The following is a 9,921-nucleotide window of genomic DNA, read 5'->3' on the forward strand; positions in this document are numbered from 1 at the left end:
AACGTCTGTGGTATGCGCGAAAGGCATCTAGAAACAAGAAGAGTGCCGGCACATGGATAGGAATTGGGGTGGTCGTATACTTGTTCTCAGCGACCTCTGTATTGACGCATATTGTTGAACCGGCTTGGACCTTATTGCCGACTGATCCTCTTATCGTGATCGCGTCTTCGGTTCTCGGATGGGTTCAAATTAAGAAGTTCAATGAGCTGGCAGCATCTTATACGTTAACTGCACATGAAATTGGAATCTTACAAAATCGAATCGGGGAAATCACTTCAGAGTTCGATCTCTCGGAATTTATAAACGATTCAGAGTTGGCTTTCTCGCGCGAGCACACGCAGTGGGTTGCTAGAGCTTCCAACTAAACCCACGCGTCCGAATTTTCACTTTCAGGCACATTTGTCACTAATTGGCATGCTGTCGAATGGCGGACACGATGCTATCGGTGTTCCACCGAACAACTTTTTTCGACGCGGTTTGAACCACCGCAGGGATTTTTTGCTGCCCCCAAGGAACCACTCCGATGATCGGCTTTTGATATTTCGCTGCGATAGCGATCTCTTTAGATATCCAATCGCTGTGAGCGGCGTACATGCCGGACAATATGATAACGATGTTTGTGATGCGAATTTGTTCGTCGATCGCAGCCGTCAACTTAGCGTCGCTGATTGGCATGGGAATACCATCGGTTTTTGGGACCGAAGAGTTTCTGAACGAGAAATTGCTCGCGTTTTTTAGCATTCCTTCCAATCGGACATAATCGTCATGGTATTTCCACGCGTGTGAAATAAAACCGACATATGTCTTGAGCGCGGGCATGAATACCTCCGACGACGAGTGTAGCACATACTCCGGCGTCCTTAGGCGAGGTTTTTAGACGCCATTCGTAATAGATAACCAAATCATCTACGGTAGCAATCCGATTCGCAATCACTGGTTGGTACTGTAGGCCCACCAGTTGCCCTGAACGACCGGGGTGGGTGTTATGTTCCCACGGAGCAGAGGTCTGGCGATGTCCGTTTCTGGGACGCCGGCTCAAGGTCCGGTATGACTGGGAAGGCGCACAGCCGCCGATTGCGAGTAATGCGGACTGTCGACCACAGGAGTCATCTAGTCGGGGGCATCCTGCAAATCCTCTCCGCCGCACTCGGGCGCTCCTGGCTGGCTCGCGAGGAGTTCACGAATGAATGATGTACGGACCTCCAGGAGAGCGGCGGTGTATAGCCGGCTCGCCTCGATCATGCGCGCCTGGTTGTAGTGCTTCTGCCCAGTCGCCAGGGACGAATGCCCGAGCACGGCAGGGCCGATCCCGATCAGTTCGGGCTGTTCGACGGCGAGGCTGGTGAACAGGCAGTCACGGAACAGATGGGGCCAGACTGCGGTCCCGAATGCGTCTCTGGTGACCCGCTTGATCGTGTCGCGCATTGCGGGTTCCTGCATCGGGTTGCCATCCCGGTCGACCCAGAGGCGCCTCTCGTGTTTTGCGGTCCTTGCCCCGCCGTTGCGATGGAGCAGGTGCGGCCGATGGACCCGCAGGTACGTCTCCAGATACGGGACCAATGAAATCGGAACCGGCTCGTCAATCGCCCGCCCGGTCTTCGTCTCCACCCCCGAGAAGGTCAACCAGTAGGTCGTTCCGTCATAACGGAGCGACCTGCCGATCGTGATGTCCTGGAAGTTGCGGATACGCAGCGGCCGGGCGGCGAGCAGGGCGATCATGAGCCCTTGGGTGTATTTCATCGCGCGCCGGGTCTCCGTCGGGGTCGACGGCGCCTCGTCCATCAGCCTCAGCCCGAGGCGATACAGTTCGAGGGTAGGGCGGATGGCCTTGTGCTTGTCGCGGCTTGGCTCGGCACGGTTCTTCAGGCGGCTGTAGCGAACGCTCAGCCAGCGCCAGTCGCGTTCCGGGTCGAAGGCATTCGCGGCGGCGACCAGGGCACCGACGACCATGCCGACGCTGACCGGCGATAGGCTCGCCTTGAGTTCGGCGACATAGGCACGGACATGTTCCGGCGTGATCCGGTCCACGGGCGCTTCACCGGGGACGAGTTCGTCCTGGCGCATGAGCCAGGCGAGGTAGCGTCCGTATCCGTCGGCGACCTTGTCGACGGTGCGCGGGCTCCAGCCGACCGCAGGGTTGTCCGCGCCAAGCGGTCCTTCCCCATCGAGGGCAAGGTCCCACGCCTGCCGATCGGCCGCAGGCCAGGAGTCGGGCGGCAGGATGATGCGCTGCCTCGCCTGTCGAGGCTCGGGGGCAGTGATTTCCACGCTTTCTGCTGGCCCAGCCGCGAGCGCAAGCTTGGCGAACGACATCTCTTCTAGCGCCTTCAGCGCCGGCATGAGGTCAGAGCACATCGGTGCCGCCCTCCTCGGGATTGCGCCTCGGAGCGGAGTGGGGCGCTGGTGTTCGGCGGCGTGCCGGCCGCGCTTTCGGCTTCGAACTCCGCAGCGACAGGATGGTCCGGTCGAATTCGGCGAAGGCCTGCGTTTGCTGGATTTCGGCGTAGAACCTGATTGTTGTCTCGATCTGCCGGTGCGCCAGGACACGGCGCATAACCTCGAACCCGTCCGGATGGGTTTTGAGGTAGAGCATGCAGCCGAGATGGCGGAACAGGTGGAAGTTGAAGTCGAGGCCCAACTCGGCCTTGAGCACGTCACATATCGAACCGGCCAGGACCTTGCCGCTCTGCGGCTGGCCGTTGAACTTCGGGAACAGGTAGCGCGGCGTCGCGTGCCGATGCTCCGGCTCGATCAGCAGGGGCCGGAATTCCGCGACGTAGCGGTCGATGAGTTCTGCCGTATGAGGCGGCAGTTCCATCTCGATATCCTCGCCATTCTTCACGTCGCGCCCCGGTATGTAGAGCCGGGTCATCGTCCGTCTGCCGATCTTGTGGCGGATCAGGTTGTCCTCGACGCTCAGGTTGGCGATGTTCGCGAGCCGGATTGGGCACATGAGTTCGATTTCGAGGGCGACGGCGTTGCGCATCATGACCGCCGCGCGCCGGTTGAACTCTGCCTTCGACGCCCGTGCGGCCAGCGCCATCGGCAGCATGAGCAGATCGCGGACCATTTTCTCGGAATAGAACGGTGCCAGCCGCCGCCGGTTCTTCTCGGTCATGCCCACTCGACGGCCGGTCCTGCCGGACAGCTTGCTGGTCCGCCGGCTGATAACCTTCGCCAGGGCGTCGTCCTTGCACTGCCATCGCGCGAGGCTCCCGAGGATATCAAGGAGCATCCGGATCTGGGGGGCGTCGGGCCGACCCAGACGCCGGGCAAAGAACTCGCAGATCAGGTCCATGAATTCGCGTGACGGCAAGTCGGCGATGGTGCGCAGCCGCTCAACTCCGATCCCGGAATGGACCAGCGCGGAGGCGATCTGCCGGATATTGAACTCCCGCATTTCAAGAGTCGACGGCTTCAGACCCCCCATCGGGGCGGTGTCGTCATCCTCCGGTGGATCGCGCAGGTATTCGAGATAGGCGGCCACAGACTCCTGAAAGCTGGGTAGGAACGCAGCGAGATCGAGGACATAGCCTCCCCGCTCGGGCCGGTATTCGGTCAGGATGATGTTCGGCCAGCCCTCGATGGTTCGGGCCGCCTCGTTCCAGCCACGCGCCGCCGCCCGCGAGATGTCGTTCGGTGACCCGCGCAGGCTGGTTGTCTCCAGCGCGGCGTGGAACCGCTCGATCATCCCGTCGCACACGTCCTCCGGGCTGTAGCCCTGCGCCGAGCAGAAGCCGAAGAACCGGCTCAGCCTGGCCTTTCGCTGTCGGATGGGGGCCTTGGCGTAGAGTGCCGCCCAGGCGGGCGCCAGGTGACCAGCCCGCCGGCCGCGCATCACCGGCACATTGGTATCGCGCAGCGCGGCGAGCAGCCGGCTTCGGACCGATGACCAGCTGCCTTTCGTCATCCCCGCCATGGCCGCGGACATCGTGGTGAGTTTCCGGCGGAGTTCGGCCGGATCGGATGGCAGATCGGCCGGCGATCCGCCGAACGCCTTCGCGACCGAGTTGATGGCGCTGATGTACAGGGTACGGTCCTTGCCGTCGGCCTTGCTCATGGCATCGAGCCTAGCCCGGATCTCCCCGAGATTCCGGGGGCTGACCGGTGTTGCGCTTGCCGGGGCAGGTGTGCTGGTCGTCCTGTATCTTATGGTCACAGTCACGTTGGATTCCTTTCAAAATGGAACGGTTCAAACCGGTTCAGTTTCAAGAAGGGCCGGTGATTATTCCTTGGCGTTAATCACCCGATGTTTTTGCAGGTTGGGCGGAAGCCTCGGTATTTCCTGGGAGTTTTCGGATCGGCATTGACCGTCCGACCAGGCGCGCGAGGGCGTAGTTCTTGAGCTCGCTGAGCGGGATTTTCCGGCGGGCGCCGATCCGCACTGCAGCCAGTTCGCGCCGGTCCACCAGCCGCTTCACGGTCGAGAGCGAAATGCCCAGCCAGGCTGCCGCCTCAGTCAGCGACAGGAAGGGCGGGGAGGGAATTGCCGTGAGATCTTCCGGGTCATCGAGGTGAGTGGCCAGCGGCCCGCAGGGTTCATGAACCTGATGCTCGTCATCGGGATTGAAGGCGGTGGCCGATACCCAAGTCCGGTCGGCTGGTGCGCCGCATTCATCGCGACGGTCGTCGGCGGCTGGTGCGGATCCGGCGCGGAGGCGATCGAAATCGATTCCGAGGATTTCATCGAGCGTATAAGGCTGGGCGTTGATGGTGCGGCGAATCGACACGGCGGACTCTCGGCTTGGTTGCCAGAAGAGAATCTCACTTGATTCGGGGGCGGATCGCCGAAGGCGCCGGGGGTGGCTCAGATTCGGAGCCACTCGTGGCGAGGAAGCAAATCGGGGCCGACCTCACCCGCGTTCTATATGTGTCACTGGGCGTGGGGGCCGACGCCAGCCGGTGCGACTAGGCTACGGATTTATCATGTCTTCGTGGGATAAGACTTGAGCGCCGAGACAACCAGCGTATCAGTTCTTCAGGGCTCGGTGGACCAGCCCAAGGTGTTCACTCTGATCGTGAGCAGTTTCTGCCGATGGGATGATGGCGTTTTACCTACCTTATCGCATTGGCCGCTCCACCGTGCGGTGGCTCAAATCTGAGCCACCGCGAAAGGCGAGTGATTTACAGGACCGGCCTGGTCACCGACTCGTGATTCTGAAGCACGCCGTCCACAGCGGCCAGTAGGGAAGCAGCATAAGCGCGATCGTCGTCGGCAATGTCAGCGACCGCGCCGAGCTTCTCGAAGAGGCCGGCGATTCGAGCCTGCAGCATGCGTTGCTCGCGAAAGCAGTCGGTCAGATTATCACGCGCGACCTCGAGGGCATCGATCAGCTTCGCGTCGGTCTCGGTCAGCCGATTGCGAGTCGATTGAGGGGCCCGACGCCGGCTTGTGGATTCAGCCTCCCGCAGGCTGATCTGTCGCTCGTACCCCACGGGGGTGATGCGGGTGCTGACCAGACCAAAGACGTTGTTCGGCAAGGTCACACCCGGCAAGAGCCGACCTTCGCGGTCAAGTTCGAACAACCCAAGGGCGATCAAGTCACACATCTCTCCAGAGGACAGAGCAATCATCGATGTCACGCCGATCTCCAGTTCGATCCTATATTTGTGCGTATTGGGGTAATCAAAGGCGATCATAATTGTTTACCTCCTAATCTAGAAGAATATAAAATAATCGACTGCTGTATAAAGTCAAAAGTTATTTCGGCTTCAATAAAAATATTTCTTTATTTTTGTATAGCAAGAAGTGGCAAGCTACGGCGGCAAGCGTATTGAAGACCCTGCGGGGGATGCGGTGACCAGAAGTTGGTCATGATCTGACACCAAGCCCTGTGTGAGTGACTCAGGATAGTGCTTCCGCGATGCGGGTATGATGTGAATCGAACTGGAGCTCTTTGGAAGGTTCACCATGCCGCGTGCGATAGCCCTTCGTACTGATTTGAATGTTGCCACCCTTCGGTGCCTGGCACGGCGCAGCCAGGCGGCTCCGGCCCCGCGGTTGTTGGCTCTTGCAGCGATCAATGACGGTGGCACGCGCTCGGAGGCGGCGCGGTTGGGCCACGTCACACTGCAGATTGTGAGGGACTGGGTGATCCGGTTCAACGCCGAGGGTCTGGACAGGTTGCGCGACCTCAAGGCGCGAGGCGCGACAGCCACGGCTGACCGAGGAGCATCGCCAGGCACTCGGCCCATTACGGCATCTAGGACTACTCAGAAGTGGGCAGATCACGGGCGTCCAGCTCGTCCGAGCCGTGCGAACACCGGCGCCGCGGTTGTCAAAATGGCTTGTTTGCGGGTCTGCCGCGTCCAGTTTCTAGGAACTCTGTGGCGTGGATCTTCCTCGCACTTTATTGTCATCTTTATTGTCAAGTGGATGTACGCTCATGGTCGAAAGGCGATTTGTCCCACGGAAGGAATAAGATCGGATTATCATGAAACGTTCATTGTGACCCGCTTGATGGCGTGCCAACCAGCATTGATGAATGGGACAGCGCACAAAAAGGACAGGGACGAAAGCGATGACGAGTTCAAACCGGCTTCGGCTCACCCGCCGTAACACCCTAACCTGCGGCGTGGGCCTCGCCTCCGCCTTTGCCATCTCCAACGCCCGTGCGGCCGGCGGCGTGGTGACCGTCTACTCTGCCGACGGGTTGAAGGATGGCAAGCCCAACTGGTTCGATACCGTCTTTGCCGCCTTCACGAAGAAGACCGGCATCCGCGTTCGCTACATCGAGGCCGGGTCGGGTGTGGTGGTGAACCGGGTTCTCGCCGAGCGCGCCAACCCGCAGGCCGATGTGCTCGTCACCCTGCCGCCCTTTATGCAGCAGGCTGCCGCCAGGGGCGTGTTGGCGCCTGTAAAGCCGGCGGGGATCGAGCAGATTCCGGCGGTGACGCGCAGCGCCCACGACCTATGGTTCCCGCTGGTCAACAATTACGCCTGCTGGATCTATAACACCAAGGAACTGAAGGCACCGCCGGCGAACTACGAAACGCTGCTGGCGCCGGCCTTTCGGAACCGACTTCAATATTCGACACCCGGCCAAGCGGGCGACGGCACCGCGGTGATGCTGGAGGTGGTCCACCAGATGGGGGGCGCCGATGCAGGGTTCGCCTATCTGAAGAAGCTACAAGCCAACAATCTCGGTCCCTCGTCCTCGACCGGGCGGCTGGCGGGGCTAACCGACAAGGGCGAAATTCTGGTCGCGAACGGCGACGTGCAGATGAACTTCGCCCAGATGCGGCAATATCCGGATATCGGTATCTTCTTCCCCGCCGGACCGCACGGGCGACGCGTCAGCATGGCGTTGCCCTACGACATCGCACTGGTGCGCAACGCCCCACATGGCGATCACGGGCGCAGGCTGATCGACTTCCTGCTCGGTCGCGAGGCCCAGGACACGGTCTATGAGCTCGCGCGCGGCTTTCCTGTGCGGGAGGATGTGCCGGCGAGCGGGCCAACGGCCGCCCGGCTGAAACAGATCATGGACGGGGTTACTATCTGGTCGCCGGACTGGCGGACGGTTCTGGCCAGCATTGATGCCGATATCTCCCGCTGGCATCACGTGACCGGCACCTGAGGCGCCGTGAGCGGGTCGGCCACGTCCGTCATCGCCGTACCGGCTTCGTGCCAGCCCGTCAGCTTGGACACATGGCGCGCGGCCCCATCCCGTATCGCGCTGCGCGGTGTGACCGTCCGCTATGGAGCAACGACCGCGCTCGATGTAACAGACCTCGATGTGGCGGCCGGCGAAGCGGTTGTGCTGCTCGGCCCGTCGGGCTCGGGCAAGACGACGATCCTGCGCGCCATAGCCGGCTTCGTCCGCCCAGCCAGCGGGCGGATCGCCCTCTCCGGCCGGGATGTTACGGACCTGCCGCCGTATCAACGCGGGCTCGGGATGGTGGTGCAGAATTACGCGCTCTTTCCCCATATGCGGGTGGCGGCGAATGTCGGCTTCGGGCTGCGCGCCCGGCGGCGACCAGCGGCGGAGATTGCGGAACGGGTCGCCGCGAGCCTGGAGATGGTCGGCATGGGCGGGTTCGCGCGGCGCTATCCACGCGAGCTTTCCGGTGGGCAGCAGCAGCGCGTGGCGATTGCCCGTGCGCTGGCGATCGACCCGCCGGTGCTGCTGCTCGACGAGCCGCTTTCAGCGCTGGACGCGCCGCTGCGCGCCGGACTGATCGAGGAGATCCGCAATCTCCATGCGAGGCTGCCCGAACTCGCGATCGTCTATGTGACGCATGACCAGGGCGAGGCCATCCGCCTCGGTCACCGGATCGTGCTGATGCGCGAAGGGCGGATTGCCGCGCAGGGCACGCCGCGCGAACTGCACGATACGCCGCCCGACCGCTACGTCGCGGAATTCTTCGGCCAGGCCAACCTCCTGCCGGTCACTGCCCTCGCCCGCGCAGGCGGATTTGCCGAGGTCGCGCTCGCCGGTCGGCGGCTGAGCGTCCGCGCGCCGGAAGAGCGCCTTCTGCCGGATACGCCGCTGCTCTGCATCCGCCCCCATGCGATGATGATCGAGGCCGATGCCGACAAACCGAACCGGATCGAGGCCGAGATCGTCGCGACACGCTGGATGGGCGCGGTGCATCGACTGGAGGTGCGGATTGGCCCGCACGTGTTGCGGATCGACGTGCCGGGTAACCGCCCTGCTCCCGACTGCGGGGCGCGCGTAGCGCTGTGGTTCGACCCCGCGCAGGCCTGCCTGGTCGCGGACAAATGAGCCCCACACGCACGGCCGCCTCCGTGGCGCCGCGCCGGCTGGGCTGGCGAGGCTGCATCGCACCCGCCGTGCCGCCGACGCTGATCCTCGCCGCTTTCCTGCTCTATCCGCTTGGGCTAATGGCGGCTTCGGCGTTCCGTGGCGCAGCCGGCGGGCTAAGCCTCGCACCAGCGTTGCGGATGCTCTCCAGCCGGCTGTTCGCCGACGCGCTGGCGCACACGCTGCAGATCGCCCTGACCGCGACCGTGCTGTGTCTGTTGCTCGGCTTTCTGCTCGCGCTGCTGTTCAACCTCGCCCCGTTTGGCGGGGCGCTGGCACTCGGGCGGGTGGTGGACACCTATCTCGCCTTTCCCTCGTTTCTCATCGCCCTGTCGCTGACCTTTCTTTACGGGAATACCGGGCTGGTGACCGCAATTGTCTCGGAGGTGTTCGGCGAGGAGCGGCATGCGGCGAGCTTTTTGTATGGGTTCTGGGGCGTCGTTCTCGCGGAGGTGACATTCTACACGCCGTTCGTGCTGCGCCCGCTGCTGGCCGGGTTCCAGTCGATCGACACTGCGCAGCTCGAGGTGGCCAGCAGCCTCGGCGCGCGAATGCCGGGCATACTCCGGCGTATCGTGCTGCCTGAGCTACTGCCCTCGCTGCTGGCCGGCGGCAGTCTCTGCCTGCTGCTCACGGTGAACGAATTCGGCATCATGCTGGTGATGGGGGCAAAGAACGTCATTACCCTGCCGGTGCTTATCTACGGCGAGGCGATCCAGCAATTCGACTATACCGGTGCGAGCGTCGTTGCCCTTGCGGACATCATGCTGTCGCTCGGGCTGTTCGCGCTCTACCGCTTCAGCCTCGCGCGGCTCGGGCGGGGAGTCTCGGCGTGAACCTACTCGCCCATGCGCCAATTGCGCGCGCCGCAGCGTGGATCGCCGCAGTGGCGCTGTTCACTCTCGTCTTCGGCCTGCCGCTGGCTATGCTGGCGCTGGCCGCGGTGGCTGGGCAGTGGAACGGCGCGCTGCCGGATACGCTGACGCTGCGGCACCTTGCCGCCCTCGGTGGGCCAGGTCAGTGGCCGGCGCTGTGGCACAGTGTGGTGCCGCCGCGCTGGCGTCGGCCATCGCCGTGCTACTAGGCGGCGCGGGGCGGCTTGCCGGGCGGCGCCTGCCCGGACCGGTCCGGCGGATGCTCGATGCGCTGTATT

11 protein-coding genes are annotated in these 9,921 nt (G+C 62.7%); 6 read left to right on the top strand and 5 right to left on the bottom strand.

Translation table 11 applies throughout. The annotated features are described in order from the left end of the window. On the top strand, positions 1 to 365 hold a 365-nt coding region (locus tag RT91_RS20530; protein ID WP_205408962.1), incomplete at its 5' end, for an SLATT domain-containing protein. A 40-nt stretch (positions 366 to 405) separates the two neighbouring features. Here RT91_RS20530 and RT91_RS10010 read toward each other — a convergent pair. From RT91_RS10010 to RT91_RS10030, 5 genes are all read right to left on the bottom strand, one after another. After that, on the bottom strand, positions 406 to 819 hold the full coding sequence (locus tag RT91_RS10010; protein ID WP_035187090.1) for a TIR domain-containing protein: 414 nt from the start codon (positions 817 to 819) through the stop codon (positions 406 to 408). Between the two features lie 291 nt (positions 820 to 1,110). After that, entirely contained in the window at positions 1,111 to 2,355 is a 1,245-nt protein-coding gene (locus tag RT91_RS10015) for a hypothetical protein (RefSeq protein WP_152982815.1), read from the bottom strand. Further along, complete coding sequence (locus RT91_RS10020) at positions 2,345 to 4,060, bottom strand: tyrosine-type recombinase/integrase (RefSeq protein ID WP_035187092.1); 1,716 nt, start codon at positions 4,058 to 4,060, stop codon at positions 2,345 to 2,347. The genes RT91_RS10015 and RT91_RS10020 overlap by 11 nt, the downstream gene beginning before the upstream one ends. Before the next feature lie 178 nt (positions 4,061 to 4,238). Then, positions 4,239 to 4,730 (bottom strand): helix-turn-helix domain-containing protein, encoded by a 492-nt coding sequence (locus RT91_RS10025; protein ID WP_035187093.1) that lies wholly within the window; start codon positions 4,728 to 4,730, stop codon positions 4,239 to 4,241. Positions 4,731 to 5,124: 394 nt separating this feature from the next. Continuing rightward, entirely contained in the window at positions 5,125 to 5,640 is a 516-nt protein-coding gene (locus RT91_RS10030; RefSeq protein WP_035187095.1) for a hypothetical protein, read from the bottom strand. A 271-nt stretch (positions 5,641 to 5,911) separates the two neighbouring features. On the opposite strand from RT91_RS10030, the gene RT91_RS22805 reads away from it, so the two are divergent. Genes RT91_RS22805 through RT91_RS10050 form a run of 5 tightly spaced genes read left to right on the top strand, consistent with a single transcriptional unit; the run spans position 5,912 to position 9,852 of the window. Further along, a complete protein-coding gene (locus tag RT91_RS22805) occupies positions 5,912 to 6,559 on the top strand; it encodes a helix-turn-helix domain-containing protein (protein WP_082468577.1) in 648 nt (215 codons plus the stop codon). Continuing rightward, positions 6,522 to 7,580: a 2-aminoethylphosphonate ABC transporter substrate-binding protein gene (locus RT91_RS10035; protein ID WP_035187096.1), complete on the top strand. Its 1,059-nt coding sequence runs from the start codon at positions 6,522 to 6,524 to the stop codon at positions 7,578 to 7,580. The genes RT91_RS22805 and RT91_RS10035 overlap by 38 nt, the downstream gene beginning before the upstream one ends. Before the next feature lie 6 nt (positions 7,581 to 7,586). After that, positions 7,587 to 8,729 carry an ABC transporter ATP-binding protein gene (locus RT91_RS10040; protein ID WP_205408963.1) on the top strand — a complete coding sequence of 381 codons (1,143 nt, stop codon included), beginning with the start codon at positions 7,587 to 7,589 and terminating at the stop codon, positions 8,727 to 8,729. Next, positions 8,726 to 9,604 (top strand): 2-aminoethylphosphonate ABC transporter permease subunit, encoded by an 879-nt coding sequence (locus tag RT91_RS10045; RefSeq protein WP_035187097.1) that lies wholly within the window; start codon positions 8,726 to 8,728, stop codon positions 9,602 to 9,604. Before RT91_RS10040 ends, RT91_RS10045 begins: the two co-directional genes overlap by 4 nt. Beyond that, positions 9,601 to 9,852, top strand: coding sequence for a hypothetical protein (locus RT91_RS10050; protein WP_035187098.1), 252 nt, complete (start codon positions 9,601 to 9,603; stop codon positions 9,850 to 9,852). The genes RT91_RS10045 and RT91_RS10050 overlap by 4 nt, the downstream gene beginning before the upstream one ends. Positions 9,853 to 9,921: the final 69 nt, after the last annotated feature.

Source organism: Acidiphilium sp. JA12-A1 (genome assembly GCF_000724705.2).
In the GTDB taxonomy this organism is placed as follows: domain Bacteria; phylum Pseudomonadota; class Alphaproteobacteria; order Acetobacterales; family Acetobacteraceae; genus Acidiphilium; species Acidiphilium multivorum.

Coding starts and splice junctions, on each gene's coding strand:
- RT91_RS10010 (WP_035187090.1), bottom strand. CDS start 819: ATGCCCGCGCTCAAGACATATGTCGGTTTTATTTCACACGCGTGGAAA.
- RT91_RS10015 (WP_152982815.1), bottom strand. CDS start 2,355: ATGTGCTCTGACCTCATGCCGGCGCTGAAGGCGCTAGAAGAGATGTCG.
- RT91_RS10020 (WP_035187092.1), bottom strand. CDS start 4,060: ATGAGCAAGGCCGACGGCAAGGACCGTACCCTGTACATCAGCGCCATC.
- RT91_RS10030 (WP_035187095.1), bottom strand. CDS start 5,640: ATGATCGCCTTTGATTACCCCAATACGCACAAATATAGGATCGAACTG.
- RT91_RS22805 (WP_082468577.1), top strand. CDS start 5,912: ATGCCGCGTGCGATAGCCCTTCGTACTGATTTGAATGTTGCCACCCTT.
- RT91_RS10035 (WP_035187096.1), top strand. CDS start 6,522: ATGACGAGTTCAAACCGGCTTCGGCTCACCCGCCGTAACACCCTAACC.
- RT91_RS10045 (WP_035187097.1), top strand. CDS start 8,726: ATGAGCCCCACACGCACGGCCGCCTCCGTGGCGCCGCGCCGGCTGGGC.